24 protein-coding genes and 1 pseudogene are annotated in these 26,275 nt (G+C 61.4%); 10 read left to right on the top strand and 15 right to left on the bottom strand.

The features are described from left to right. Positions 1–132: 132 nt before the first annotated feature. The gene (locus tag ACOZ4H_RS07100) at positions 133–2,358 is read right to left on the bottom strand and encodes a CDC48 family AAA ATPase (protein WP_004518130.1); all 2,226 of its coding nucleotides are present in this window, start codon (positions 2,356–2,358) and stop codon (positions 133–135) included. A 200-nt stretch (positions 2,359–2,558) separates the two neighbouring features. On the opposite strand from ACOZ4H_RS07100, the gene ACOZ4H_RS07095 reads away from it, so the two are divergent. Together ACOZ4H_RS07095 and larC are read left to right on the top strand one after the other, a co-directional pair. Beyond that, positions 2,559–2,975 (top strand): universal stress protein, encoded by a 417-nt coding sequence (locus ACOZ4H_RS07095; RefSeq protein WP_424328615.1) that lies wholly within the window; start codon positions 2,559–2,561, stop codon positions 2,973–2,975. 76 nt (positions 2,976–3,051) lie between these two features. Beyond that, complete coding sequence (gene larC, locus ACOZ4H_RS07090; RefSeq protein ID WP_424328614.1) at positions 3,052–4,389, top strand: nickel pincer cofactor biosynthesis protein LarC; 1,338 nt, start codon at positions 3,052–3,054, stop codon at positions 4,387–4,389. On the opposite strand, the gene ACOZ4H_RS07085 is transcribed toward larC, so the two are convergent. Next, entirely contained in the window at positions 4,386–5,192 is an 807-nt protein-coding gene (locus ACOZ4H_RS07085; RefSeq protein WP_424328613.1) for a hypothetical protein, read from the bottom strand. The two genes, larC and ACOZ4H_RS07085, sit on opposite strands and share 4 nt — an antisense overlap. 84 nt (positions 5,193–5,276) lie before the next feature. Between ACOZ4H_RS07085 and ACOZ4H_RS07080 the strand changes: the two genes are divergently transcribed. Further along, positions 5,277–6,107, top strand: coding sequence for a hypothetical protein (locus tag ACOZ4H_RS07080; RefSeq protein WP_424328612.1), 831 nt, complete (start codon positions 5,277–5,279; stop codon positions 6,105–6,107). Between the two features lie 39 nt (positions 6,108–6,146). Next, a complete protein-coding gene (radB, locus tag ACOZ4H_RS07075) occupies positions 6,147–6,857 on the top strand; it encodes a DNA repair and recombination protein RadB (RefSeq protein ID WP_424328611.1) in 711 nt (236 codons plus the stop codon). Positions 6,858–6,881: 24 nt separating this feature from the next. Here the strand turns inward: radB and ACOZ4H_RS07070 are convergent, their stop codons facing one another. The 9 genes from ACOZ4H_RS07070 to ACOZ4H_RS07030 all read right to left on the bottom strand — a co-directional run bounded on the left by ACOZ4H_RS07070 (position 6,882) and on the right by ACOZ4H_RS07030 (position 14,607). Continuing rightward, positions 6,882–7,022, bottom strand: a complete 141-nt coding sequence (locus ACOZ4H_RS07070) for a hypothetical protein (RefSeq protein ID WP_424328610.1) — start codon at positions 7,020–7,022, stop codon at positions 6,882–6,884. A gap of 140 nt (positions 7,023–7,162) precedes the next feature. Beyond that, positions 7,163–7,843 (bottom strand): phosphate signaling complex protein PhoU, encoded by a 681-nt coding sequence (gene phoU, locus ACOZ4H_RS07065; protein ID WP_424328609.1) that lies wholly within the window; start codon positions 7,841–7,843, stop codon positions 7,163–7,165. A 125-nt stretch (positions 7,844–7,968) separates the two neighbouring features. Further along, positions 7,969–8,280: a hypothetical protein gene (locus ACOZ4H_RS07060; protein ID WP_424328608.1), complete on the bottom strand. Its 312-nt coding sequence runs from the start codon at positions 8,278–8,280 to the stop codon at positions 7,969–7,971. Between the two features lie 55 nt (positions 8,281–8,335). Further along, a complete protein-coding gene (gene trkA, locus ACOZ4H_RS07055; RefSeq protein ID WP_424328607.1) occupies positions 8,336–9,667 on the bottom strand; it encodes a Trk system potassium transporter TrkA in 1,332 nt (443 codons plus the stop codon). 167 nt (positions 9,668–9,834) lie between these two features. Beyond that, the gene (locus ACOZ4H_RS07050; RefSeq protein ID WP_424328606.1) at positions 9,835–9,963 is read right to left on the bottom strand and encodes a hypothetical protein; all 129 of its coding nucleotides are present in this window, start codon (positions 9,961–9,963) and stop codon (positions 9,835–9,837) included. A 268-nt stretch (positions 9,964–10,231) separates the two neighbouring features. Continuing rightward, positions 10,232–10,792, bottom strand: coding sequence for a DUF7344 domain-containing protein (locus ACOZ4H_RS07045; RefSeq protein ID WP_424328605.1), 561 nt, complete (start codon positions 10,790–10,792; stop codon positions 10,232–10,234). A 54-nt stretch (positions 10,793–10,846) separates the two neighbouring features. Next, on the bottom strand, positions 10,847–11,557 hold the full coding sequence (locus tag ACOZ4H_RS07040; RefSeq protein ID WP_424328604.1) for a DUF7344 domain-containing protein: 711 nt from the start codon (positions 11,555–11,557) through the stop codon (positions 10,847–10,849). A 486-nt stretch (positions 11,558–12,043) separates the two neighbouring features. Beyond that, positions 12,044–13,744: a DUF7343 domain-containing protein gene (locus tag ACOZ4H_RS07035; RefSeq protein WP_424328603.1), complete on the bottom strand. Its 1,701-nt coding sequence runs from the start codon at positions 13,742–13,744 to the stop codon at positions 12,044–12,046. 104 nt (positions 13,745–13,848) lie between these two features. Then, a complete protein-coding gene (locus ACOZ4H_RS07030; RefSeq protein ID WP_424328602.1) occupies positions 13,849–14,607 on the bottom strand; it encodes a helix-turn-helix domain-containing protein in 759 nt (252 codons plus the stop codon). Between the two features lie 365 nt (positions 14,608–14,972). Between ACOZ4H_RS07030 and ACOZ4H_RS07025 the strand changes: the two genes are divergently transcribed. Next, positions 14,973–15,818, top strand: a complete 846-nt coding sequence (locus ACOZ4H_RS07025) for an RNA ligase family protein (protein WP_424328601.1) — start codon at positions 14,973–14,975, stop codon at positions 15,816–15,818. Between the two features lie 84 nt (positions 15,819–15,902). Next, positions 15,903–16,277, top strand: coding sequence for a hypothetical protein (locus tag ACOZ4H_RS07020; RefSeq protein WP_424328600.1), 375 nt, complete (start codon positions 15,903–15,905; stop codon positions 16,275–16,277). A gap of 287 nt (positions 16,278–16,564) precedes the next feature. Here the strand turns inward: ACOZ4H_RS07020 and ACOZ4H_RS07015 are convergent. Beyond that, positions 16,565–17,239: pseudogene (locus tag ACOZ4H_RS07015) on the bottom strand (IS1595 family transposase); the annotation flags it as partial. Between the two features lie 103 nt (positions 17,240–17,342). After that, positions 17,343–18,440 carry a hypothetical protein gene (locus ACOZ4H_RS07010; RefSeq protein ID WP_424328599.1) on the bottom strand — a complete coding sequence of 366 codons (1,098 nt, stop codon included), beginning with the start codon at positions 18,438–18,440 and terminating at the stop codon, positions 17,343–17,345. Positions 18,441–18,652: 212 nt separating this feature from the next. Here ACOZ4H_RS07010 and ACOZ4H_RS07005 point away from each other — a divergent pair, with 212 nt between their 5' ends. Beyond that, entirely contained in the window at positions 18,653–19,792 is a 1,140-nt protein-coding gene (locus ACOZ4H_RS07005; protein WP_424328598.1) for a glycosyltransferase family 4 protein, read from the top strand. Between the two features lie 31 nt (positions 19,793–19,823). Here ACOZ4H_RS07005 and ACOZ4H_RS07000 read toward each other — a convergent pair whose 3' ends face one another. Together ACOZ4H_RS07000 and ACOZ4H_RS06995 are read right to left on the bottom strand one after the other, a co-directional pair. Next, a complete protein-coding gene (locus ACOZ4H_RS07000; protein ID WP_424328597.1) occupies positions 19,824–21,116 on the bottom strand; it encodes a glycosyltransferase family 39 protein in 1,293 nt (430 codons plus the stop codon). Between the two features lie 24 nt (positions 21,117–21,140). Then, complete coding sequence (locus ACOZ4H_RS06995) at positions 21,141–22,763, bottom strand: alkaline phosphatase family protein (protein ID WP_424328596.1); 1,623 nt, start codon at positions 22,761–22,763, stop codon at positions 21,141–21,143. Between the two features lie 159 nt (positions 22,764–22,922). Here ACOZ4H_RS06995 and ACOZ4H_RS06990 point away from each other — a divergent pair, with 159 nt between their 5' ends. The 3 genes from ACOZ4H_RS06990 (at position 22,923) to ACOZ4H_RS06980 (ending at position 26,154) form a co-directional block, all read left to right on the top strand. Beyond that, positions 22,923–24,008, top strand: a complete 1,086-nt coding sequence (locus ACOZ4H_RS06990) for a glycosyltransferase (RefSeq protein ID WP_424328595.1) — start codon at positions 22,923–22,925, stop codon at positions 24,006–24,008. Between the two features lie 21 nt (positions 24,009–24,029). After that, positions 24,030–24,968, top strand: a complete 939-nt coding sequence (locus ACOZ4H_RS06985) for a hypothetical protein (RefSeq protein ID WP_424328594.1) — start codon at positions 24,030–24,032, stop codon at positions 24,966–24,968. Between the two features lie 73 nt (positions 24,969–25,041). Next, positions 25,042–26,154 (top strand): glycosyltransferase family 4 protein, encoded by a 1,113-nt coding sequence (locus ACOZ4H_RS06980; protein ID WP_424328593.1) that lies wholly within the window; start codon positions 25,042–25,044, stop codon positions 26,152–26,154. Positions 26,155–26,275: the final 121 nt, after the last annotated feature.

Below are 26,275 nucleotides of genomic sequence, written 5' to 3'. Positions count from 1 at the left end.
ATCTAATAATTATACACAGGTATTGCGTGACCAGCGGGCGATGCATCGCTGGTCGGGAGCGCCCGAATCACACGGCGTAGTGGAAAAACACGTTCGAATCGCAGCGAGGAACAGGAATTGAGCGCGCCGGAGTTACTGGAAGCCGATCCGGCCGCCGGTCCCGGCCTGACGCTGCGGGCTGGAGCCGCCTCTGAACTCCTCTTCCATCTGCTCGTAGTACTCCCGGATGTCGTCGGTGATGGTTGGCCGCACGCTGTCCATCGCCTGCCGGAAGTGGCGCATCTCGACTTCCTCCGCATCGTCGTCCTCACGGAGCGCCTCGATGGCGGCTTCCCGGGCGATGGATTCCAGATCAGAGCCGACGAACCCGTCGCTGACTTCGGCCAGTTCGCGCAGGCTCACGTCGGGCGACAGCGGCGTGTCGTCCGTGTGGATCTTCAGGATCTGCTCGCGGCCCTCGATGTCGGGCTCGCCGATCATCACCAGGCGGTCGAACCGGCCCGAGCGGATCAGCGCCGGGTCGATCATGTCCGGCCGGTTGGTCGCGCCGATGACCATCACGTCCTCCATCTCCTCCAGCCCGTCGAGTTCGGTCAGGAGCTGATTGACGACGCGCTCGGAGACGTTCGACCCCATCTCGCCGCCCCGACCCGGTGCCAGCGAGTCGAGTTCGTCGAAGAAGATGATGGTCGGGGCGACCTGGCGGGCCTTCCGGAACGTCTGCCGGATGGCCTTCTCGCTCTCGCCGACCCACTTGCTGAGCAGTTGCGGGCCACGGACCGAGATGAAGTTCGCGTCGGTCTCGTTGGCGACGGCTTTCGCCATGAGCGTCTTTCCGGTGCCGGGCGGGCCGTACAGCAACACGCCCGACGGCGGCGTCACGCCCATGCGTTCGAACTTCTCCGGGGAGTTCATCGGCCACTCGACGGCCTCCTGGACCTGCTCTTTGGGGCCGCTGAGGCCGCCGACGTTGTCCCAGGACATCTTCGGGAGTTCGACCAGCACTTCCCGCATCGCCGATGGACTCACCTCGTTGAGTGCGCCCTTGAAGTCGTCCCGTTTGATAATCATCCGGTCGATGAGGCTCGGCGGGATGTCCTCCTCGTCAAGGTCGATTTCGGGGAGGTAGCGCCGGAGCGCCTTCATCGCGGCCTCCTTCGTGAGGCTCTCGATATCGGCCCCGACGAAGCCGTGCGTGTCCGTCGCCAGCTTCGCCAGGTTCACATCGTCGGACAGTGGCATGCCGCGGGTGTGGATCTGGAGGATCTCCTCGCGACCCACTTCGTCCGGCACGCCGATCTCGATCTCGCGGTCGAAGCGGCCCGGGCGACGAAGCGCCGGGTCCACGCTGTCGACGCGGTTCGTCGCGGCGATGACGATGACCTGGCCCCGCGATTCGAGGCCGTCCATCATCGTCAGCAACTGGGCGACGACGCGGCGCTCGACCTCGCCGGTCACGTCCTCGCGCTTGGGCGCGATGGAGTCCAGCTCGTCGATGAAGATGATCGAGGGCGACTCCTCGCTCGCGTCCTCGAAGATCTCGCGTAACTGCTGTTCGGACTCGCCGTAGTACTTCGAGATGATCTCGGGGCCGGCAATAGAGAAGAAGCTAGCGGAGGTCTCGTTGGCGACGGCCTTCGCGAGCAGCGTCTTCCCGGTGCCGGGCGGCCCGTGGAGCAACACCCCTTGTGGCGGCTCGATGCCGAGCTTCTTGAAGATCTGGGGGTGTTTCATCGGCAGTTCGACCATCTCTCGCACGCGCTGGATTTCGTTCTGCAGCCCGCCGATGTCCTCGTAGGTGATGCCGCCGCCGGTCTTCTCGAAGCCGGAGATGGGTTCCTCGCGGAGTTCCACTTCGGTGTCTTCGGTGATGAGACAGACGCCCTCGGGCTCGGTCTCGACGGCGATGAGCGGGATGGCCTGTCCGGGCGAGCGCATGAACGGGTGGTTCGTCGAGGACATCACCGGGACGATGTCGCGCTCGACGACCGGCCGTTTCAGTATCTGCCGTTTAACCATCCCGGCGGCGTCGGAACCGAACTGGACCGACGCCTCCTCGGGCGGTGCGAGGACGAGTTTGTCGGCCTTCTCGGCCTCCGCCTTTCGGATGGTGACGCGCTCGCCGATCCCCACGTCGGCGTTCTGGCGCGTGAAGCCGTCGATGCGGACGGTGTCGGTGTTCCAGTCCTGCCGGTCGGCCCGCCACACCTTGGCCGCGGTCGTATCGCTCCCTTCGATCTCGATGATGTCGCCGGGGGAGAGCTTGAGGTGCAACAACGTATCGGGGTCGAGTCTGGCGATACCGCGGCCCGAGTCGTTCGGGTACGCCTTCGCCACTTCCAATTGGACTTCGTTCATAGTAGAGCCTGCTTACAACGAACTCGGGTAGCCCCGGAGATATGCTTTATGCTACCGGCGGGCAAGACGCACGGCGACGGGTTTATATGTTACCTAATAACACACCGCACAGCAGGGAGTAATAGCCCCCGGCCTGGGTGGCAGTGACACAGGCTGCCGCCATCGCCGCGTTTCATAAGGCTGGACGCGATAGCGCCGATATGGTATTTCTCGTTCCCTTCGACGGATCACCGCTCGCAGACGCCGCGCTCGACCGTGCCGTCGCCTACGCTGAAGCGCTCGGCGAGGACGTCGTCGCTGTCGCGTTCATCCCGACCGGGGCCGACTACGCCGAGCGCCGCCGCCGTGTCGACCCCACTGAGGACTTCGCCGCGGAAACCGCCGCAGACGACCTCCGGCGCAAAATCGAGGAGGCGACCGACGACTCCGAACTCCGCTACGACGACGTGAGCGCCCACTCCACCAGCGAACTGTCGACGACGATCAGACAGAGCGCCCGGGACGTCGATGCCAGCGTCGTGTTCCTCGGCAGCGACGACACCGAAGACATCGTCGTCCCCATCGGCGAAGTCACCGACGGCGAGGCCTACGATGTCCACATCGTCCGACAGGCCTGATCCCACCTAGTGGCGCGACCCACTCGGTGGAATCGCAGTATGAGGGCTTTTACTCGCGGGGCGCGACGCCCCGTGTATGCGAACACTCGCTTTCGACGGCCGGATGGGTGCCGCCGGCGACATGCTTCTGGGGGCGCTGCTAGCTGCCGGGGCCGACCGCGAGGCCCTGTCCCCGGTCGAGGACGCACCCTCTATCGAGTATGCCGTCTCCGATGTGGACCGCTGCGGAATTGCTGCGACGCGTGTCGAGGTACTGCTGACCGGCGCTGATAGCGACGGCGCTGGGGGCCACGACCACGCTCACGACGACCACTCACATTCTCACTCCCACGACCATGACGAGGAGCGCAGCCACGCTGAAGACGCCCACTCACATTCCCACGATCACGGCGACGATGAGCACGACCACACCCACGCCGAGGGCCACGGCCCGAGCCGAACGTACGCCGAGGTGGTCGAACTCGTCGAAGAGATGGACCTGCCGACGGCCGTCAGAGCGGACGCACTGGAGATTTTCGAGATACTTGGCGAGGCCGAGGCGTCGGTCCACGGGACGGACCTCGACGGGACGCACTTCCACGAGGTCGGGGCCGACGACGCCATCGCCGACATCGTCGGGGCTTGCCTCCTGCTCGATGACCTCGACGCCGAGCGGGTCGTGACGACGCCGCTGGCGACGGGCGGCGGGAGCGTGGAGATGAGCCACGGCACCTACCCGGTCCCGACTCCCGCGGTAGTCGAGATCGCCGAGCGGGCCGACTGGTCGCTGCAAGGCGGCCCTATCGACAGGGAACTCCTGACGCCGACCGGCGCGGCGATTCTCGCCCACGTCGCGGACGGCACCGAGTCGCTGCCGTCGCTCGACATCGACGCGTCGGGCTACGGCGCTGGCGGGTGGGACCTCGACGACCGTCCAAACGTCCTGCGGGCGATGGTCGGCGACGGCGCGGGGCGGCTCCGCCGCGACGAAATCACGGTGCTCGAAACGAACGTCGACGACGTCCCGCCCGAGGTGCTGGGCGACCTCCAGCGCTCGCTTTCGGAGGTCGGCGCACGCGACGTGTCGATAGTGCCGACGACGATGAAGAAGTCCCGGCCCGGCCACATCGTGAAGGTCATCTGCAGACCGGAAGACGCCGAGCGGGTCGCGCGCCGCCTCGCCGAGGCGACCGGGACGCTCGGCGTCCGCGAGTCCGGGGCCGGCCACCGCTGGGTCGCCGACCGCGAATACGAGACGGTCGCGCTCTCCGTCGACGGCGAGCAGTTCGAGGTGACGGTCAAGATCGCCAGCGACAGCGACGGCACGGTGTTCGACATGAGCGCGGAGTACGACGACGCCGCAGCCGTCGCGGACGCGACCGGACTTCCCGTCCGCGAAGTGATGCAGCGGGCCGAGCGGATGGTTTCGAGTTAACCGCTCCCGTCGGCCGTTTCGTGTTCTTCGTGGTCCGGGTCGTCGACGTCGCCCGTGCTTTCGTCGGTCGCAGTATCGCTGTCGTGTTCCGCCAGGGCCTCTTCGACGGTGAGCGCACCAGTCGCGACCTGCCGAGCCAGTCTCTCGCTGATCGCCCGGTTCGTGTCGCTTTCCTCCCGCGAGCGATCCTTTATCTTCTGGAGTTCGCCAGCCGTGGGCTCGATAGTCCGGCTCTCGATCTCCTCGCCGTCGAGGCGGGCGATGTTGACCGCGGCCAGCACGTCGCCCATGCCGCGCGCGCCGGAGCCGAGATACGGCGTCGTCCCCGTTTCGTCGACCAGCTCCACCGGCACGGACTGGATGTCGTCGATGAGGCGCGCGCCGACGAGCCGCGCACCATCGCCGATGCGAACGACCGGGTCGACGGCGTCCTCGACCTCCTCGCGGACGATTTCGCCGACCTCCGCCGCTGGCACCTGAAACGCTGCCACGACCATGTCGCCGTGAAGGATGGCGACACCCGGACGTTCGCCGGGGTCGATGCCGATGATGGTGCGACCGTCGCCACCGCGAAGCGCCGAGATAACGGCTTCGACGGCCCGCCGCGGCGCGTCCGGGTCCGCCTGCACGACGTCGACGCCGTCGGGGATTTCGACCGACTCCCCGACCGCGATGACCGCGACATCCGCCCCCTCGGGCCACTCGTCGCCCGGTTCGATAGTCGTAAAGGCCACGCCGCGGTCGCGGAGCTCGTTGACGACGCCGTGGTACACTTCGAAGTCCTCGGTGGCGACGACTATCACTAGCCGGCGCTTGGTCGGGCGTCTACTTACCGTTGTGGCCTCCGGCCCCGGAGGGCTTTGTACGAGCGTGCGGATTGTGGCGATATGCCGCCCTCCACCGTCGAGACCGCTGCGGAGCCGTCAGGCGACCCGCTCTTCGCTCTCGTCGTCGGTCTCTACGTCGCGTTGCTGGCGATAGCTCCGACTGTCTTCGGCGTCGCCCGTCTCGTCTCCGGGGACGCGGCCGTGCTGTACGGAACGGTGATAGCGACGGCCACTGTCGGGACTGGCCTCGGCTGGTGGGCGACTGAGCGGTTCGGGAGCCTCTCCCATCGTCTCGGAGCGACGCGGGCGCGCTGGGTCCCCGGACTCCTCGGTCTGGGGTATGCCTTCGCGGGCCTGCTCTCGCTCGACCGGGCCGGTGTTGTCGGCGTACTCGCCATGTTCTCGGGGATTGGCGCGATGGCCCTCGGGAGCGCGTTAGGTGTGATGGCCCGCACGCGATACACTGACGCCCTCCTGGCGGACAGCGAGCGCCACTGTGTGTTCACCGCTGGCTGGCCCAAGGCGGCACGGAACCGACTCTTGGCACTGGTGGTGCCGCTGTGGGCGGTCGGTGTCGCCGGGGTCGCCTCGGTGTACGTCGCACCGGAGCTCTGGCCGCTGACGGTCGCACAGATTCTGATTCCGGTGGGGATAGCTATCTTCATGCAGAGCGAGCCCAGAGAGTACGCCGTCACCGCCGAGGGGCTGGAACAGCGACTCCCCGTCGCTAGACGCCTGCTCCCGTGGACGCAGTACACGGGCTACACCCGCACTGCGGACGCGCTGGTCGTCCACCGGTCATGGTGGTTCGACAGCCGGTTCGCGCTTGAGGACTTGGACGACCCCGATGCGGTTGCGGCCGCTCTGGCCCGCTATCTCTCGGCGGCGTAGGTGCGAGCGTTTTTATCCGAACCTGACCAACCCCTGTCCGTGAGCGAGTACGTCCCGACTGGGTGTGACGCCATCGACGACCTCCTGGGTGGTGGGCTGGAACGCGGCGCGGTCACGCAGGTGTACGGCCCGCCGGCGGCCGGCAAGACCAACCTCGCGCTGTCGGCGGTGATGGAAGTCGCCGCCGCGGGCGACGCCGCGCTGTACATCGACACCGAGGGCCTCTCGGCCGACCGCATGGAGCAGGTCGCCAAGGGCCGCGCACGCGGGACGGCCCAGACCGTGGACGACCTCGCCGGCCGACTCATCATCACGGAGGCGCTGGACTACGACGAGCAGGCCGAGGCCGTCCAGGACGCCGCCGAGTTCGCCGCCGAGGTCGAACTCATCGTGCTGGACAGCGCGACCGGGTTCTATCGGCTCCGCCGGGACGACGAGGACGGCGGCGAGACGCTGCGGGACGTGGCCCGCCAGATCACTCACCTGCTCTCGCTGGCCCGCAAACACGACATTGCCGTCCTGTACACGAACCAGGTGTTCACCGACCCGGACAGCGACCGCTCGACGGCGCTCGGCGGCCACACCCTCAATCACTGGTCGGGCGCAATCGTCCGCCTGGACCGGTTCCGCGGCGGCAACCGCCGCGCCACGCTGGAGAAACACCGCGCCAAACCGGCCGGCGACACGGCCCAGTTCCGCATCACCGACTCGGGACTTGTAGGCGACGATACGCCCGAAAAACCGCAGTAGGCTTTTCATCGAGGGGCACTGCTGTCAGGCGCGCGCCGTCGCGGCGACGGCCGCGTCGCAAGTGCGAGGGACGAGTCGCGCAGGCGAGCGGAGCGAGCCGAGCAACGCAGTCGGCTGGGGAGGCGTGTGGTTGTCGCGGTTTTGTGGCTGTTGTGATTCATGCATACCGCGCGAGCGGAGCGAGCGCGGTTTCGCTCCGAGCGCGGCCGTGGCCGCGACTCGGAGGTCGTTTTTAGCGTAGATTTTTGCAAAGGGGGTTCCCGCAGCGCCGCAGGCGCGAGGAAACCCCCTGCAGTAAAAAGGTACTAGTAAATGAGGTCGTCGTCGTTCTCGACCATGTACAGCGTCCGCGCGGCGATGTTAACGGCGTGGTCGCCGACCCGCTCGATGTCCCGAATGGTCAGCAGGAGGCGGGACACGTCGGCCATCAGTTGCTCGATCTCGGCCTCGCTGGATTCGGCGTCGATCTCGCGCTCGATGAGGTCACGCACGACCGTCTCGGAGGCGGCCTCACAGCGTTCGTCCACCTCGTCGTCGATGTCGGCGATAGCGTAGCACTGGTCGGCGTTCTCGTCGCCGTAGGCTTCCATGGCGTTTTCGACCATCTCAATCGTCACATCGGCGACGTCCTGAATGTCGACCTCGGGGTACACATCGCGTTCAGCAGTGAGCGAGTACTCGCCGAGGTTCGTGGCGAGGTCACCGATACGTTCGAGGTCGGTGATGATTTTGAACGACGCGGCGATAAAGCGGAGGTCGGACGCGACCGGTTGTTGCAGCGCCAGCAGGTCGATACAGTCCTGCTCGAGGTCGAGATACAACTGATTGATCTCGTGGTCGCCCTCGATGACCTCCCGGGCCATCTCCTCGTCTTTCTGTTCGAGCGCGTCCAGGCCAAGCCGGAGCCGCTCGAGGACGATCTCTGACATATAGAGGACGTCCTCGCGAAGCGAGTTCAGCCCCTCCTGATAGGAATCGCGTGGCATAGTCCGGAATGTGCTGGTGGCATGCATCAGCCTTTCCCTTCTCCCAATATCTCCCGATACTGACCGGCGTGACGGTGGGGAAACGAGTGCTATTCAGGGAATAGCGAACTCGACGGCGAGAAACGCTACTGTGACACTGCCTCGGCGTCGTCACGGGGACGGATTTCCAGAGTTGTCGCGTCCCCGAGGGCCGTTCCGCCCGCGACGCGCTCGACGCGCAACACCACGTCCTGTGGCGTTGCGCAGCCACAGCTTACGAACTCGGCCCACTCCTCGCCGACGGCCACCGGTCCGCCGTGCGCGCGTCGGAGGTACTGTTGATAGGTGTCCCCGCGCAGTTCGTCGACTATCCACTCGGTATCGACGCCGGACCACGGGTCCCCATCGGCGACGCTGGGGGCAAACGAGAGCACGATACGGTCCGCAACAGAAGCCATAACTAGCTGAGGCGGGAGCCAGCCTTAGTCCCTTGGGCGCAACTGTGCTGTCTTGCTACAGTTTATTGTTGACCGCTTCCAGGCAGTCGGCCTCGACGAACACCACGACGTGATCGCCGGGTTCGATGACCGTGTCACCACGAGGGATGACCAGTTCGCCGCCGCGGCTGATGGCCCCGATGACCACGCCGGTCGGCAGTTCCTGCACCGATTCCTGGATCGGCCGGCCCGCGAGAATGCTGTCGGTGGATACCTCGATTTCCAGCACCTCGGCGCGGTCGGATTCGATGATGGCCACTTTCGTCGCGTCGTACTCCCGGGTGAACCGCGTAATCTCCTCGGCGGTCGTCTCGCGGGGATTGACGGCCACATCTACGCCGACGGCCTCGAACAGGTCGACGTACTCGCCTGAGTTAACGACAGCGACGGTTCGCTCTGCCCCGAGTCGCTTGGCCAGCAGCGTCACCAGGAGGTTCTTTTCGTCGCTGTCGAGCGTCGCAACCACGGCGTCGGCGTCGGCGACGTGTTCCCGTTCGAGGAACTCTCTGTCGGTCGCGTCGCTCTCCAGCACGGTGGTTCCCTGCAGGTCCTCCGCGAGTTCGCGTGCCCTGTCGTGGTCCTGCTCGACGAGCCGCGGTTTGATTCCGCGATCCTGGAGCAGTCGAGCGGTGTGGTAGCCGACATCGCTCCCGCCAATGATGAGGACGTTTTGGGTCGCATTCGACTCCGGCGCGATTTCGGTCGCGAACAGGCGGACACTCTCGCGGCTGCCGATGACGACGATATCGTCGCCTGCCTTGATGACCGTCTCCCCGCGCGGGATGATGACCTCGTCGTCGCGCAATACGGCGGCGAAGGTCAGGGACTCGTAGCGGTCGGCCTCTGCGACGGTCAGGTTCGTGATGGGACTGGATTCACGCACTTCGAACTCCCCCATCTGGACCTGCCCGTCGACGAACGTTTCCACGTCACGAGCGCCGGGAAGCCCGATGACACGGGCGATGTTCTCCGCGGTGAGCAGGTTCGTCGCGACCATGTGGTCCACACCGAAGGCCCCCCTGGATTTCTCCCAGGTCCGGAGGAACTTCGCGCTCTTGACGCGGGAAATCGTGAACGGGTCGGCGGCCGTTACCGCCGTTCCGCAGGTGACGATGTTCGTCTCGTCGTCGTCGGTACTGGCGATGAGTACGTCGGCTTTCTCGATACCGGCCTCCGAGAGCGTGTCGAGTTCCGCGCCATCCCCCTCGACACCGAGTACGTCGGCCTCGTACATCAGCGCTTCAACACGGTCAGGGTCGATATCCACGACGGCGACTTCGTGGCTTTCTGCGAGGCTCTCGGCGATGTTCGAACCGACCTCGCCCGCGCCGACGATTACGATATACACGGCTGCGCCTCCGCCTGGTACATGTGCATCTGCTTTCCACCGATGGGTCAAGTGTATTTTCATCCGGGCAGCGAACGGCGGGCCCGCCACGTCGCGGCAGACAAGCGCCTGAACCCGGTCGTGGATACGTACTAACGGGCCAAGTCGAGATGTAGCCGTCGAGCCTCTCAGGTCTCGTCTCGGAGCGGCACGTCTAACCAGGGACAGAGGGCTGACCGACGTTGGAACCGTTCAACCGCATCGAACGATTCTTTCGTCTCTTCGATTGCCTTTCGCATACTGGCATAGTCGGTCATACACACTTCGTCTGTCTCCCCACCGTTTGATTATGTGGTTCTTTACGCCCGCTATCTGTCCGGTAGACGCGCACTTCTGTCGGCCGCTCGTGCCGGTCTATTCGTCGACCCCACCTCGGCGACTGTGCCCCAACAGCTACTCCGATCTCTCGTCTGCGGCCCTCTCCAGCACGCAACGGGCGCTTGGCGGAACGCTCGCTGTGGTAGCAGGTGACTACTAACCCGTCGCTGTTGGATGTAACTGTCGCTTCCCGCTACACGGGCAGGCTTAGTAGCTAATTGTAGAGGTGGATGTGGACGCAAGCACGAGTACGAGAAGGTGAACCGCAACGAGTCCGAAAAGCAGTGCCGTCCTGACCGCCGGTGGACTCACAACTGCGACCGCACCTATCGCCACCGTCAGGATACTTGCGACGGTACCGGCTCGAATCCTATCGCTCGACTGTTCCTCGATTGTGCGGGACGCTTCGAACTGGTCTCTGATAGCGTCGAATCTGGGTCCCTGCCCGACCCGCTTTCGGTCTTGGTCGTACTTGACCAGCCCGACAGCGTCGAGCTTGGGCAGGTGTGTCTGGCAGAGTGAAATGTACACGCTGTCGTAGAGTTCGTCACTATCGGTCTCTACATCAGCGACCACACGCGCCACCTGCCGGCCCAGCGCACTGACAGACAACTCCGTCTCGTGTTCGGCGAGACAGTGCAGGCATGCGCGGCGGCGCTCATTCCCGAGGATATCGAAGACCGTCGCGTCGTTGAGGCCGTCCTTGTCTGGGGACACAGTCGTCTCCCCGTCGTCGAGAGTTGCGTCGAGTCCGACTGTCGGTAGCATGCGTTATCGCCCTCCGGATGTACCGCTGTGTGCACGCATCTGTCCAGTGCGAGCTTACGACTCTTGGGTGAGAGCGGTCCGTAGACGGTCAGCGAGCGATTGCGGGGTCAATGCGAGCCGATGGCTCAGCGCCAGCGCTACAAACACCACGCTCACGACGAGCGCGACTGCGACGCCTGGCACTGCGGCCCCGCTGAGTGCGAGGCCACCAACTGCTACCAACGTGGCGCACGCGGTCCCGAGATACCGTCTGGACCACCGTTCATCGACAGACGTGTGAGCCCCTGGTTGGTCGGAGTCAGTGACAGCCTCGGTCGACGGCCTCGACTCCGAAGCAGGCGTCGACAGGAGCGATGGTTCCTCGTCGAGATACCCGTCGAAGGAGTCCGCGAGTGCGGTCGCTTCGACGAGTCCGCGGTCCTGATTGTAGTTGATGACGCCCGCATCGTCCATTTTCGGGAGGTGGGACTGATACAGCGCGATGTAGACGCGCTGGCGCTGTTTCGAGCGGAGCGAGTCGACCGTCGTGTCGTGTTCCAGTGCCGCGATGTGTTCGGCGATATCGCTCATATCGGCCGGCTCATCGCCGGGGTGCTCGTGGAGGTACTTGAGGACCAGGCGGCGGCGACGACACTGGAGGACGTGGAAGAGGTCGTCGCGGGTGAGTTCGTCATCCGACGTGGACTCCGCAGACGACGACTCCTCTGTCGCGGACTCCTCGGTCTCCGTTGTCGTGGGTTCGGAAGTCGTTTCAGCTATCGACATGTTCGCTTCTCCCTTTTCCAGCATCCGACATATACCGGGTCGACTGTTCCGCCGATTGCGACTGTTTCACCGATTTAACGGGTCGATAATGGCCGACTTACTTCAGGACAGTGCACGATAAAACGGTGTTCTGAAGGGCTTTTACACCGATTTATCGGGATTCCGGGGCAGGAAACTTGTTCCATCACTGTTTCACACAGCATACCGAATTGTTTCATCACTACGACGCCGAATAATGTCTGCAGAAATACATATCCGCAGCTGCGGCAGGCGTTGTATATCGGGCTGCTTCTGCCGTTTGTTGGAGGTAGAACGCTCAGAAGGCGGAAAATATCGTTTCTCTGTGTCTGCCGACTATAGCTGTGGCTTCAGCCGCGACTGCTGTGACGGTGACGAACAGTTGCACTCGACGGAAACGCACCCCAGAAACGCCGGGAGTGAACAGTGATGTCACTACCGACCCCGCTATCTGGGCCGTGAGCCGGCTTATCCGCCGGGTGTCGGCGGCTTGATGTCGTCCGCGTGGGGCGAGTTCGCGGCTGCGGGTTTCGCCCGCTCCAGACAGATGAGGTTTTCACGGCCGAGACGGATCTTCACGACTTCGTCGTCGTCGACCATCTTCGAGAGGAGGCGGCTGACCTTCGCTTTCGACCAGTCCGTCGCCTCGACGATGTCGGTCTGGTGCATGCGGCCGCTCTCGGTTTGCAGCATCAGCTTCACGAGCCGCTCGTCGGGCATGAACTCCCGGTCGGCTTGCCCGAAGGCTTCAGCCGCGGTGTCCGCGCCGATACTCGCGCTATCGGACTTCGTCCCGTCCGTGGCTTCGATTTCACGGTTGACCTCGATGATCTCCCGATCCAGTTCGAGGCGGCGATAGATGAACAGTCTGGCCGCCGCGGAGAGCCCCGTGATCCAGCCACGCCTGATCCCCACAACTGTCAGTCCGATCCCGACGAGGAACCCGAGAAGCGAACTCGTGACCCACGCGGGCGTCAGCGCACTGTTCGGGTTCGTTCCCCAGGCGATTTCCTGCCGGTCGGTCAAGAAGTCACCGTCCGAATCGGCCGCGAGCGGGTCCGTTCCGAGGTCCGAAACCTCTCGCCCGTCGCTGAGACCGTCGGCGTCCGTATCAGCGGTGGTTGGAGACGTGCCAGCCGCCAGTTCCGTGCCGTCACCGAGGCCGTCACCGTCCGTATCGCTCTCTGTAGGTTCGGTCCCTGCCTCGAGCTCTGCCCCATCTGCTACCCCATCTCCGTCAGTGTCTGCGACCGTCGGGTCCGTGCCGAGGGACAGCTCCCGCCCGTCTGCGACTCCGTCCTCGTCAGTATCCGCCTGAACGGGGTTCGTGCCGATCTCCAGCTCTCGACCGTCGACGACCCCATCGTTGTCCGTATCCGCGTCGGTCGGGTCGGTCTCCCCGGACGCCTCTCGCTGGTCAGACAGCCCGTCGCCGTCGGTATCAGCGACAGTCGGGTTCGTCCCGAGAGCCAGTTCACGTTCGTCCGAGAGCCCGTCGCCGTCCGTGTCGACCTGTCGCGGGTCGGTGCCCTGTTGAATCTCGGTCCTGTCGGCGACACCGTCTGCGTCAGTGTCCACGGCCGTCGGGTCCGTCCCCTGCTGGTGGACCTCCGCACCGTCCGACAGGCCGTCGCCGTCAGTGTCGGCTTCAGTGAGGTTTATCCCCTGAGACACCTCGTTGCTGTTGTTGAGCCCGTCGCCGTCAACATCACCAGCGCGCTGAATCGGCTGCAGAGACACCGAACGCGTATCCAGCGTGGCGTCTGAGCTCGTGTTGTAGAGAGAGACAGAGAGATCATCGAGTCCCGCAGCTCCGGGGGTCGTGAGGGTTGCAGTCCCGTTCGGGCTGACTGGTGTACACGTCGTCGAACCGTTCGCGAGCGCACAGACCGAGAGATCTTCTTGCGGCGAACTAACGGCCACGGACAGTCGATAGGTACTGGCACGCTCGCCGTCTATTTGTTCCCAGACGTAGGCGGTCCCGTTCGGCCCGTTCCCGACTGCCTGGGTGGGTTCGGCCGACTCGATCACTGGCTCAGTTTCGTTGACTGTCGCCGTGTACTCAGCGTACTGCCCGCCGTCCGTTGCGGCAGCGACACCTACGGAGACAGACGCGACTGTCAACAAAAGCAGCAAAGCGCAGATCCCGCTCACGATTCGGTGTCTCATACAGTACGGGTGTCACAGCGGAGCAATATCCTTTTTGGCCCATAAATACATTGTCACTTCGTGGCACACTTGAAAATACAATGACACGCCCGCAGGTCCACCACTCACTCCTCGGACAGTCCGAGCTCCGACCCGATGACCTGGTCCATCCCGCGCCGAATCCGCTGTGACATCGCCGATGGGGAGATATCGAGCTGGTCCGCCAGTTCAGCCTGCGAGATCCCGCGAGGCACGTCAAAATACCCCTCCTTGTGGGCCGTCTCAAGCGCGACTTGCTGGTCTGCGGTCAGCCCGCACGCGCCGGCATTTGCTTCGCCGGTCGTCCAGTACAGCCGGTCGAGTCTAAACGTAATGTCCCGTTCCGAGCACTCGGAGCGGAACTGCGACAGCGCCGACCGCGACCGAAACTGTGCGTGTACCAGCCACTGCCCTCCCGTGCCTTCCATGTCGAACACCCGACCGCCAGCGCGGACGAGCGACGGCGTGACTCGAACTGCGCTGTCTGCCACCTCGATCCGGTAGACGCGGCTCGTCTCCGTCCAGTCTAATACGACCGGGTCACACACCGTGCTATCTCTCTCCAGTTCTGTCTCGAACTGATCGAGCGTCTCTCCCGCAACCGCTATGACTAGGAAGCTCGACGCCCCATCGTCGACCATTTGCTCCGGACGGACGGTCACGTCCGGACTGCTCTGGATCGCATCCGTCAGAATCAGCTCCGGATGACTCAGACACAGGTCGACGCCGAGGCTTTTCTCGCGTGCCGTCCCATCTGTCTCCGATGGGCTGGCCGGACCGTACCCGGCGCCATCGACTGGCTGGTCCGCCTCGGCCGTCGACCCCTGGTCGCCGGTGTTGCTCATACGGATTCTAGACGAATTGCGCACAAGGCCATTACCACTATACGGATAGTGTCTGAAAATCGAGAGGCTATACTGATAGCCACAGTACGGGTCGGTTATGCTTCACCCCTGCGTAAGTCTTTCATCGGAGGGTGAGCACAATCGGGGAAACGCTCTCACACCTCCGGAATATATCTGTAATATGGGCGACCCAGCGTGTTATCGCGACTACTGCCCGGCCTGTGATGCAGTGCTTACCATCACCGACGGTGAGTGTCCAGACTGTGGCACGAGACTAGAATCTCACGAGTCATAGAGACTATTGAAACGCGGATTGACGTTATCAATAGTCAGTAGGCAGCGGTTGATACAGAAACAACATAGCAATGAAACAGTTCCCGTCGATTCCACGCGCCGATGATGCTCCTGAGGATATCTTTGAAGAGGGCCACCTGTGGATTCTGGAGAAGGTCGACGGGGCGAACATGCGCTTTCAGTTGCAGCAGTCAGGCCTCCTTCGCTTTGGCGACCGGAGCCGCGTCTACGACGACCCCGATCTGATTCCAGAGCCGTACCGCCATGCTGTCCGACACATCCGCGACAACCTCGACCGAGACGCGCTCCGGCGGGCCGTCGACGACATCGAGGCGTACGTTTTCTTCGGCGAAGCGATGCACCACCATACAATCGACTACGACTGGGAGCGCACGCCGTCGTTTCTCGGCTTCGAGGTCTGGTCAACGGCGGACGGCCGGTTCCTCTCGCCGGACGTTGTCGAGGGGATTTTCGACCGCCTCGGTCTTCAGCCCATCAACGCCGTCGAACTCGAACGACGGGCTCAGGAGTTCGATCCGGCCAGCTACGAGATACCGCAGTCAGCGTGGTACGACGGGCCAGCCGAGGGCGTCGTGGTCCGGAACAAGCGCGGCGGCTGGGCAAAACTGCTTCATTCCGATTTCCAGGAGGTTGCGGGGGAGGTCCCGGTCGACGGCGAGGCTTCAATACTGGCCCGCCGGTACGCGACCCAGCAGCGGTTTCGAAAGATCACTGCCAAACTCGAAGACGACGAGCAGGCAGTCACCGTGGAGACGCTCTACGAGCGAACGATTGAGGACATTGTCCGGGAAGAGCACAAACGGCTCTACCACGGCTCGAACCCAGTCGATATGCAGGCGTTTCGCTCCGAAGTCGCGGCGCTGACGCGAGCGTTTCTCGATGAGTCATACGAATGACTGTTGTCGTGGCCCCCGGTGCTCTCGTATTTTCAATTGTGCTGTGCCAAACGCTTTTGCGACGGCTAATAGTACATGAGTGTCATGATTGACCTCCCGTGGGGCCGTGACAGCGACACCGACACAGGTACCGAACCCTCGGACGAGCATCCGGATGCAGACGTCGTCTGTGAGTTCCAGGACGGCACCCTCGCGGTCTACGACGATTATGTCGCGATTACGCGCGTCGATCGCTCGAATTTCGACGACCGAGAGATTCCAGTCGAGGAGATTACTGGCGTCGACTATGACGGTGGCATCACCATAGGTTACATCCAGATCGAGCAGGTCGACATCCCGGTCGAAAGCGGCGGCCTGCTGAGCGATCCGGTCAACCCAAACACGCTGCACTTTGACCGCAGTGGCCGGGAATGTGCAAAAAAGGCTCGTGATGCGATTCTGGAGCGAGCACAAGGGTAGTCTGCCTGCCTATCGTCGGTATTTTCCGACCATGTGATTGCCTGCGCAATCAGCGATTTGTGGCCGATATCGAAGTCGTCTCTCTGACTATTAAACGGAAACAAAAGCGAGGCGAGAAATGGAACACCAACTCACAATGACCTGCTCTGTGTCGGAGGGGAGTTAGCCGAACAGAACGGCCAGTGGCCGGTCACGGACGATCACATCGAGGCTGCACAGGAGCAAGTACAGCATGGTCGACCGGAGAGCAAGACCCGGGACTAATCCGAACGCGCACAGTATATCACTCAAATAAAGATTTGGACGATTTCTTTGAGAATTTCTCGATCAAGTTTACGTAAGATTCGGTGGTGAAGCTTGAATGTTCTAAAATACGGTGTGAGGTTGTCTTTTGAGACGCCTCGGTACAGCGAGAGCCATCGTCACACCGGCGGCGCGTAGCTCTCGCAGGTGTTGACACACGCATCACCACCGACGTATTCGCCCTCATCGTGAATGACCGCTTCTCGCTGCTAGGTCCCGTTGTTCTCGAGTGTATCAGGCGCTAAAAATCCGCCAGTGTAGACGGTCAGAGACCTCTCCTCGCTGTCAGCGAAGAGGAGTCGCACGGCGTTTCGTCAGCGGATTTCGCTGTCACGACGGATCGCTGACCGCTGCCACGGTTGACGGGTGGGAACACCGGTGACTTGTCCTCGGCATGACTTCTATGACCACGTTTCAAGAGATCACGCGAGCGCGACTGGGAGCCGCGCTCGCGGCCTATCAGGCCCGCAGTCATCTAAACCTCGTTGATTTTAACCGGGCCAACGAGGTTGATGGCTGGCACGTCGAGCGTGCTGACGAACTGCTTGACGCGCCGCCGAAGTGATCGGTACGAAACGGTGAGTTCAGCGTCCAATTGGTGGATACTCGGGTTGAAAAAAGAACGCGTAGAACGCGAACAAGAGTTTGTAGAGAGAGAGAAACACCAGTGCGTTGTGATGTAGTTCCGACCTGATCGTGGGTACTCTACTGATCTCCCCGGTACGAGCGGCCGCACTCTGACGGTCGATGTGACGTGACTATCTAGTCGTCCGTGTCGCCTAGCGGAAGAGTCGTCGTCACTGCGTAGCCGAATGCCAGCGCAAATACGGGCCCAAGGGGTGCCCGATACCGGAGGTCCCACGAAACGAACGTGACCGCTGTAACTCCTGCTAGCACGATGACAGGGGATGCCCACATACGAAATAGCCGGAAATCGTTCTTCCAGGCTTGTGCGAGCCCGACGAATCCGACCGCCGTTATCGGCAGATACGTAACGAGGTTGACAGCGATATGCACGGCTGAATGCCGGGGCAAGGCAGGGATAAAAAAGAGCCCCGTCTTGAGAATACCCATGACGAGGAGGTGATGCAGGTTTGACAGCACGAACCCGACAATCCCACCGGTTGCTTCAGAGACGTACGGATAAGCATAACCAGACTCGTAGATGATGAGTTCCCCCGACTCCCAGACATCTAAGAGATAGTACCGCTGAACGGCGTAGGGAATGGCTGCGACGAGGCTCGCTCCACCGAGCAACGGAATCCACCGGGTCGAAAACAGCCCGAGTCGTCGCTTGTCGCCTTTGGGGAAGAGGTCGTACAGGACCCACCCCATGACTATCGGGAAACCATGTGGCCGGGAGACGAGGAGATAGCCCATCGTAGCGAACACTGCTACTCGTGACGCCGTCGTCTCCTCGCGGTGGTGCCAGGCAAGTGCACCCAGAACAAGAACCATCCCGAAAGTGAACAGCGAGTCACTCAGAACGTACACGTCCCACTGGAACGTGTCCCAGAGGACTGCCATTGCGAGTCCGGACAATACTCCTGCCGGACGGTCTACGAGCTCAGTTCCGATTTTATAGATTAGGACGCTTCCGAGTGATGCAAGCAATATCTGGACTATGACCCACAGATCGAATGTCGCTCCCGGAATCGAGAGAACGCTACATAAGGGTACGGTGAATCCACTGTATAGTATCCCCTTGTGACCGAATACGAACGCTACAGGCCCCTCTGTTGCCAGTACCTCGCAGGCGCGGAGATAGCCGTTCGTGTCGGCTCCGACGGCTGTCCCTCCGTAGATCCAGTACGCGGTGCGTGCCAGAAGAGCAACGATGAAAACGAACAGCGGGGCCAATCGTCGATAACGCCGCAAAATTTTCATAAGTGAGTGCTATGATCGATAATAAAAATCCTGTCGATCGGTATTAGATCTCCTCTAAAACGGAGCACGACCGCTCTAATGTAACTACACGTCGGTCAGGTTAAATACCTTCAGATTGGAAAGAAGAACCACCGTAGCATGGTCCGTAACGTGGGTCAAACTGATTGTCGTCCACCGATCGATCGATGACCTCACACACCAGCCCTTGCGTGTTTCAGTTCATCACGCGGCTGCTTAACGGCGGTGCCGAGGCACACCTCATCGAGACCGTTCGTCGCTTGGACGAGTACGATGTCACCGTCGGCCACGGAGCATTCTACCACGATTCTCAGGTTAAGTGTCTCGAACGTGAGGGTATTACAACGAAGACATTTCCGCTCGTCCGCCACTACAATCCCGTGACTGCACCCTTTGCCGTCCTCTCTGTCGCCCGATATCTCCGTCGAAATGACTTCGATATCGTCCATACCAACAGCACAGAGGCAGGTATCATCGGACGGTTCGCTGCCGCCATCGCCGACGTTCCGGTCGTCGTCCACACAGTACATGGTGTTCCGTTTTCCGATGACCGTAACGTCCTGCTGAACCGGTTCGTGCTCGCGGGTGAGCGTCTCGCTGCACGCCACACTGACCGGATCATTACGAACGCGGACGTCATGGCCGAAGAGTACCTCGATCGAGGGATCGGCACGCGCGATCAGTACACGACGATCCCCAGTGGGATCGACCTCGAGCCGTTTCGGGAAGCGTCCCCGGCAGCGGACCTCCCAGGGGAGCGCCCGCGTGTCGCCATGATCGGCCGACTCGCCGACGGGAAGGGATTCGATGTCCTGCTCGATGCTGTAGCCGATATTCGCCAGGAAGCGTCGATCTGTATCGTCGGTGACGGGCCGCTATCCGACAAGCTCAAAAACGAAATCGAAACGCGTGGTCTCGCTGATCGCGTCTCTCTCACGGGCTACCGTGAGGACGTGCCACGTGTGCTCGCGGCCAGCGATGTCCTAGTGTTGCCATCATTCCGTGAAGGAACTCCCCGCGTGATTACCGAAGCAATGGCCGCCGGGCTTCCGGTCGTCGCGACGGACATCGCCGGAATCCCTGAGCAAGTTGAGCACGGCGAATCCGGCTACCTGATTCCCCCAGGTGACGCTGCTGCACTTGCTGATCGACTGAACGAATTGCTGGCCGACCCACGGCTGCGTGAGCGCTTCGGCCAGCGCGGTTCCGAACGGGCGAGCCAGTTGTCCGTCAAGGCGATGGTCGACACAACGACTGATCTGTACGAATCGTTGCTGTCGGAATCCCGGAGAGACACCGGACGCTGATCGCTGGTTCAACCGTCTTGGTCGGGTCTGATCAGTCAGACTCTGACGGTCGTGTGTTCTCACGGTGCTGCATCGCCGGTGTCCGGAACACGATCCGCTCGGACAGGCCGATCGCACCAAAGAGGAATATGACCCAGAGGAACATCTGGCGGTGTCGCATGCCGGTCCCGTAGTTGGCCGTCCCGACTCCGTATAGCGTTACCGCGACGATCAACCCGATCAAGAGACCGACAGTTATCGGGAACTCTCGCTGTGCCAGCCAGTGGACACCCCACACGGCCGCGATGGTGAACCCGATGTTGACGAGTCCCTCGACACTGACCAAAAGATCTGGAACGGTCTCGATCATCCACGGGAACGGTGCATACAGGAAATACGCAGCCCCGATCCAGCTAAACGCCAGCAATTCGAGAACAGTCCTGGGCACTACGTCTGGCAAGTACACGGTCCGACCAAACGCCCTCATATCCCGGATTCGAGCGAGCCGTTTGATTCCGTCCCGTACGAGTGGCAACGCGAGTACGAACCCCGCCACGGAAAGTGCGGTCCCGATCGAAACTGATCGGCTGGGATTCGATGTTCGCTCGATCGCGTGGGCAGCGAGCGCTGCCGCGATTGCCGCAACACATATAACAACGTTATCCGCTCGCATGATGTATGCGATGTACAGCGTAACGCCGGCGAGCGGATACGTGAGTCGGCGCGAATAGTATCGAGACGAAACGACCAGCAGGCGGGTCGCCGTCGTGATGCCGAACAGGACGATCGCCTCGCGCAACACCGTGCTATGGACGGCGACGAAGCTCGGATAGAAGATCATCGGCAAGGCGGCGAGCACACCCGCCTGATGGGAGTGGTACGTCCGGGCGATGAGATAGACGTTATAGATGGCAAACGCGGCTAGTAGCGCGTTCCCGAGGCGTGCATATAATCCACTCGGACCCGGTAACAACCAGAACGGGGCGAGGAAGGACCCCCAGAGGTCGTAAATGTATCCCGCGCCCGGCGTCGTCAGCTGTCCCTGCATGATATTTCCTGCAATAATGCTTGCGACCCTGACGAATCCACGCGCGTCCGCTGTCGAATCCGGGTTGAGCGTCGTGAAGGTCGTGATGACTGCTGCAACAGCCCGAACGAACAACGCGGCGATGAAGACGACAAGCCCTTGTCTCTGTCTCGTGGCCATCTCTCGAAACACTTGCCTGTTCCTGTTGTCCGACAACCCTGAGGCCTTCACTTCGACTATCCTCAGGTTTCCCCTCGACGCACATAAGTACTGTTTTGATCTCTGCGGGGTACTATAATGACCTGCCGGCGTGATCACTCGATATCGGGCGTCCCGAGCAGACTAATCGAGGTATCCTAGTTGCTCCAGTCGATCTGTTACTGTCCCTGCGCTATCGCCGACCATTCCAGACAGATAAGATCGCTCTCCGGGTTCCGGGGCTCGGGTTAGCGCCTTCGCATCACGTAGCTCTGGCGGAATGGTTCCGTCCATCACCGGGGCGGGCCGGTATCCGAACAGTTGCAGCACGAGCGGAGCGACCGCGGTCGCGTCCATTTCGACGTCATCGGCCGGATCGATCGACGGCCCTGCCGCGACGAACAGTCCCTCGTAGGTGTGACTGAACTCGTCTGTCCCCTCGAAAATCGGTTCACGAATGACGTCCGTCACCTTCCATGCCATGCGGTTCGGCCGAAACAAGATATCTGGGGCGGAGCGCTCGTTCGGAACGTCGCTTCCGTGGCGACCGTGTCTGTCGTAGACTGTTTCGAACACCGGCTCGCCGTCGGGTGTGCTGACCTCCCGGAGCGCGTCGACGAGTTCCCTTCGCACGTCTTCGAACTCTTCGGGTGGGATCACCCCGTCCGGGTCGCGCCCGTCGACGTTACAGCGGATCCCGAGCGACGAGACAGACCGGCAGTACGCCTCCGACGCCGACCAGTCGACGTGGTCTGCGGCCTCGAGTATCAGTTCGTCGGGAAACATTCGCCGGACCGGCTTCGCCAGCCCGACGACTGACAGCGCCTTCTCGGCACGCTGGGGCGTGAGACCGAAGCGACGAAACGCCGTCAGTGAGGCCCCGAGGAGCCGGTCGACGGTTGAGGAGTCTCCATCTCCCTCGTCAGCTATCGGCTTCGTCGTTTCGCCCCACGAATGCCGTTCCGATTCAGTAGCGGTCTGTAGCTGTCCCCGGTCTCGGAGCCAGGTATTACACCGGAACGTCCGCTCGTACTCGTGGATCCCGTGGTCGGAGACGACGATGACTGTCGTGTCGTCGTCAGCGAGTGCAAGCAATCTGCCGATCGCCCGATCGACAGCCCGGTACACACGTCGGACGGCGTCCCTGTCATGTCCCATCGTGTGGAATATCGCGTCGGTCCGTTGGAACTGGACCATCATGAACGACCAGTCGTGGCGGTCGGAGAGGGTCTCAGCTGCTGTCACCCGTGACTCGACCAGCCGTTCGTTCTCCGCGATCGTTTCCTCGCGAGTGTCGGTCTTTCGAGCATAAATCCGGTAATCCTCACCGAGTGTCGACTGTGGAGCCGCCTCGCCATCGAGCAAGATATCGCTATTCTCCGGTGCGAGATATCCCGGGACGATACTGCCTGAACTCCGATAGGCCGGGTGGGTCACGGGAACGTTAATCACGACCGGCGTCGCTCCCCCTTCGTCAAGGTAGTCCCAGAGATACGGTACATGAATATCTCTGGCGTTGACCAGCTGCGGTTGCTCACCCGTGTAGTCGTAGAAATCGTAGATGCCGTGGGTCCAAGGGCTCGTCCCTGTGGTGATGGACGGCCAAGCCGACGGCGTCCAGGGCGGGGTCGTTGTCACGAGCGGACCCGAGACGCCTCGGTCGAGTAGCATTTCGAGGTTCGGCATATCGCCCTGTTCCACCAACGGCGTGATCTGCTTGAAGCAGCCGGCGTCGAGACCTATACAGAGAACAGTGTTGTCTGTCATCGTGATAGGAGGGATACGCAGTCGTAGCGTGAGCGGTCCAAAATAGGTGCCGGTCCACCCGTGAGAAGGATCCATTTCGTTTACTGTTCGACACGAGCGGTCCGAAAACGCGTCTTCAAGCGGTGTGTTTTTTCGTAGGCGGCCTCAGATACATATTCGATGACCTCTGAGGAGCAAATCCGGGTCACGTATTTGATCAATACGCTCGGTGTCGGCGGTGCGGAGCGTGGTATGGCCCGCCTGTTTTCGAGTCTGTCGCCCGACCGGTTCGACATCAGGGTTATCGGGATTGCGACTCGCGGCGGGGGCATCGTCGACCTGCTCCCCGATCATGTCACGGTAATCGATCTCGGAATGGACTCCCCACGTGAGGCAACTCGTCTGTGGACTGTCTGGCGTGAACTCTCCGAGACAGATGTGCTCGTCACGTCGCTCTATCACGCGACCCAGGTCGGCCGCGTGCTCGGGACACTCCGCCGGGTTCCCGTCATCTTGAGTTGGCAACACAACGAACGCCTTGAGAGCTCGCTTCGGCAGCGACTGTTCGGCCTGCTGTCCGCTCTTGACACGGCTGTGCTGGCGGACTCGAAGGCGGCCGTGACAGGTGCTGTTGAATCGGGAGTCCCCCCCGAGAAGGTTCATCGCGTACCGATCGCGGGGATCGATCTTGATGAATACGATTCGGTCTCACACGGGCCCCGGGACACCGTCACGGTCGGGACTGTCGGGCGGCTGGCACCGCAAAAAAACATACATGCCGCCCTTGACGTGGCTGCGTCGTTGCAGAACGAGTCCATCGAGTTTCGGATCGCCGGCAAGGGCCCCCAGCGGGACGAACTTGAGAACCGGATACGTGCCGAGTCGATAGACAACGTCACGCTCGAAGGGTTCGTCGACAGTGTCCCGCACTTTCTGGGTGGTCTTGATGTCTACTTTCAGCCCTCTGTTCGCGAAGGGCTCTGTGTCACGGTCATCGAGGCGATGGCTGCTGGATTACCGGTCGTAGGGAGCGCAGTCGGCGGGATTACCGAAACCGTCGTGCCAGGCGAAACCGGGCGGCTCGGAGACCCGTCGTCGACGGACGCCTTCGCGGACGACATCCTCGAATTGAGTGGCGACCACGAGCTTCGGGCTATATTTGGGACTGCCGGGCGCGAGCGCGTTGCAGAACACTACTCTCGGGAGCGATTGGTCGAGGAGTTTCTGGACGTGGTTGAAGAAAGCATTTCAGACACTGGTATGTGACATCGTTCTCTAACCAAACCCATGTATACACTCCAGAGTGTAAAGAACGCGATCGAACAGCCACGATTAGCAATAGCGGAACTAAATCGCATATACCACCAGGGACTGGGCTTCAGGTCCCGTCCGGCCAACCCTGATGACGGCATCGATATCGTACGCGAAGACTGGGATACGCTGATTCTCCTCGACGCATGCCGATTTAATGCCTTCGATGAGTTACTCTCTGATCTTCCGGGAGAACTGACGAGAGTCGAGTCGAAAGCGTCGGCGACAGGTCAGTTCTTGCGTGCGAACTTCTCCGACCGAGAACTCCACGACACGGTGTACGTTACCGCGAATCCACAACTGTACCGGGTCCAGGACGGGACAGACGGTGCTGCGCCGATAAACGTCGATTTCCACGATCAGATCGAGGTCTGGCAGGACAACTGGCATGAAGAACACGGGACAGTCATGCCCGAGGAAGTTACCGAAGCGGCTCTTCGTGCCGCCGAACAGTATCCGCACAAGCGTCTGATTGTCCATTATTTGCAACCTCACACTCCGTACGTCGGGGAGACAGGTATCGGGAAGCTCCCTACGGAATACACAAGCCTCTGGGGTGCTTTCCGCAAGGGCGAGGTCGACGTGGAACTAGAGACAGCCAAAGTGGCTTACCGCGAAAACGTCGAGTTGTTACGTCCACACGTGGCGCGATTGCTATCTGAACTCAACGGGAAAACGGTCGTGACCGCGGATCACGGAGAGTTACTCGGAGAACGAGATTCCCCGATCCCGATCCGTCGTTTCGGTCATCCCGCACACACTGACCATCCGAAACTCATCAACGTACCGTGGCTAGTTCACGAACGAGGATCACGGAGGCGTATCGTTTCTGAACGGCCAAGTGGAGAGACGGACAACAGATCTGTCGATTCAGACGTCGTTGCGAACCGACTTCGAGACCTCGGATACGCCTGATCACAATCGGTAATCAATACAGCTTTCTATTAGGCAAGTTTTAGACGCGTCGTGAGCAAGGGGTTTACGCACGATGCGGGTCTGTTACATCACTAATGGATTAAAAATGGGGCACTACCACTACGCGCAAAACCTGCTTGACGGCCTCACCGACATCGATGACTTCACTATCGATGCGTTCTACCTGAATGAGGACGAAGCAGCGGAGTTCCCTGGCGCAGATTCGATACGAGCCCTGGCCACGACAACCAAACGCACACGTCTGTTGAATATTCTTGCCACGCTTTTTTATCATGTGCAATTTCTCATCTACCTGCTCACCTGTCGGCCTGACGTCGTCCATTTCAATACGGTTTTCCGGAATCAGTACCACACGTACGGATTGGCTCTCTTGGGAAAACTCAGTGGAACTCATGTCGTTCGGACGGTGCACGAAGTGACGGCTGAACGATTACGGGACGTGTCCCGCGTTGAGAGACGGACCGCTTATCGCCATCTCCGAGCATGTGATCATCTGATTGTCCACTCTGAAGACGTCAGAAGAGATCTGCAGTCCAGCGGCGTCGAAACACCAACCACAGTGCTGCCGCATGGCAACTACCTCTTTTTTAGAGAGCATCTAAACCCAGATGCTGACCCGCCACTTCCAATCGAGACTGGACCCGTAGTCATGTTTTTCGGGCCGAAACATCACAAAGGAATCGACCTCTTCGCGGACGCGTTGACGCAGGTCGACACGTCATTTACTATCTGGATCGCGGGGGCCATCGCGGATGATGCCGACGAATACGTTCAGCGAATCGAGTCGCTGCCGCGGACGCACGTCGATAGCGGGTACATTCCCGACGAAGCGATCCCAGACTACTTCCATCACGCGGATGTGGTGGTCTTGCCGTATCGGTCGGGGACCACTAGTGGTGCCGTACACCTCGCCCGTGCGTTCGAGACCGCTGTCGTCACGTCTCCCCTTACATGTTTAACTGATGTCATCGATCACCGTGTAGACGGCTATGTGCTGTCGGAGAACTCGTCGACCGCGCTCGCAGATACGCTCGACGTGCTCGTCTCGTCACCTGAACTGATGCGCGCGCTCGCCGAGACGGGACTCGAAACTGAACGGTCGTCACGATTCGATTGGAGGCGTATCGGAAAAGAAACTGCAAAGACTTATGTGTCAATTTCCTAACCTAGTAATCATCGGTGAGCAATCATAGACGTTTCCAACGTACAGTAAACAGAATCCTTGGTCCGAGCATCCTTGTAATCATGGTGTAAACTGTTTTCGACATAGACTATTTATACGAACG

The sequence above is a fragment of the Haloarcula amylolytica genome, assembly GCF_049705545.1.
Lineage (GTDB): Archaea > Halobacteriota > Halobacteria > Halobacteriales > Haloarculaceae > Haloarcula > Haloarcula amylolytica_B.
Note: the sequence above shows the minus strand (reverse complement) of the source record. Positions and strands in the feature narration are given on the sequence as shown.

Coding starts and splice junctions, on each gene's coding strand:
- ACOZ4H_RS07100 (WP_004518130.1), bottom strand. CDS start 2,358: ATGAACGAAGTCCAATTGGAAGTGGCGAAGGCGTACCCGAACGACTCG.
- ACOZ4H_RS07095 (WP_424328615.1), top strand. CDS start 2,559: ATGGTATTTCTCGTTCCCTTCGACGGATCACCGCTCGCAGACGCCGCG.
- larC (WP_424328614.1), top strand. CDS start 3,052: ATGCGAACACTCGCTTTCGACGGCCGGATGGGTGCCGCCGGCGACATG.
- ACOZ4H_RS07080 (WP_424328612.1), top strand. CDS start 5,277: ATGCCGCCCTCCACCGTCGAGACCGCTGCGGAGCCGTCAGGCGACCCG.
- ACOZ4H_RS07070 (WP_424328610.1), bottom strand. CDS start 7,022: ATGCATGAATCACAACAGCCACAAAACCGCGACAACCACACGCCTCCC.
- phoU (WP_424328609.1), bottom strand. CDS start 7,843: ATGCCACGCGATTCCTATCAGGAGGGGCTGAACTCGCTTCGCGAGGAC.
- ACOZ4H_RS07060 (WP_424328608.1), bottom strand. CDS start 8,280: ATGGCTTCTGTTGCGGACCGTATCGTGCTCTCGTTTGCCCCCAGCGTC.
- ACOZ4H_RS07050 (WP_424328606.1), bottom strand. CDS start 9,963: ATGACCGACTATGCCAGTATGCGAAAGGCAATCGAAGAGACGAAAGAA.
- ACOZ4H_RS07045 (WP_424328605.1), bottom strand. CDS start 10,792: ATGCTACCGACAGTCGGACTCGACGCAACTCTCGACGACGGGGAGACG.
- ACOZ4H_RS07040 (WP_424328604.1), bottom strand. CDS start 11,557: ATGTCGATAGCTGAAACGACTTCCGAACCCACGACAACGGAGACCGAG.
- ACOZ4H_RS07035 (WP_424328603.1), bottom strand. CDS start 13,744: ATGAGACACCGAATCGTGAGCGGGATCTGCGCTTTGCTGCTTTTGTTG.
- ACOZ4H_RS07030 (WP_424328602.1), bottom strand. CDS start 14,607: ATGAGCAACACCGGCGACCAGGGGTCGACGGCCGAGGCGGACCAGCCA.
- ACOZ4H_RS07025 (WP_424328601.1), top strand. CDS start 14,973: ATGAAACAGTTCCCGTCGATTCCACGCGCCGATGATGCTCCTGAGGAT.
- ACOZ4H_RS07020 (WP_424328600.1), top strand. CDS start 15,903: ATGATTGACCTCCCGTGGGGCCGTGACAGCGACACCGACACAGGTACC.
- ACOZ4H_RS07005 (WP_424328598.1), top strand. CDS start 18,653: ATGACCTCACACACCAGCCCTTGCGTGTTTCAGTTCATCACGCGGCTG.
- ACOZ4H_RS06995 (WP_424328596.1), bottom strand. CDS start 22,763: ATGACAGACAACACTGTTCTCTGTATAGGTCTCGACGCCGGCTGCTTC.
- ACOZ4H_RS06990 (WP_424328595.1), top strand. CDS start 22,923: ATGACCTCTGAGGAGCAAATCCGGGTCACGTATTTGATCAATACGCTC.
- ACOZ4H_RS06985 (WP_424328594.1), top strand. CDS start 24,030: ATGTATACACTCCAGAGTGTAAAGAACGCGATCGAACAGCCACGATTA.
- ACOZ4H_RS06980 (WP_424328593.1), top strand. CDS start 25,042: ATGCGGGTCTGTTACATCACTAATGGATTAAAAATGGGGCACTACCAC.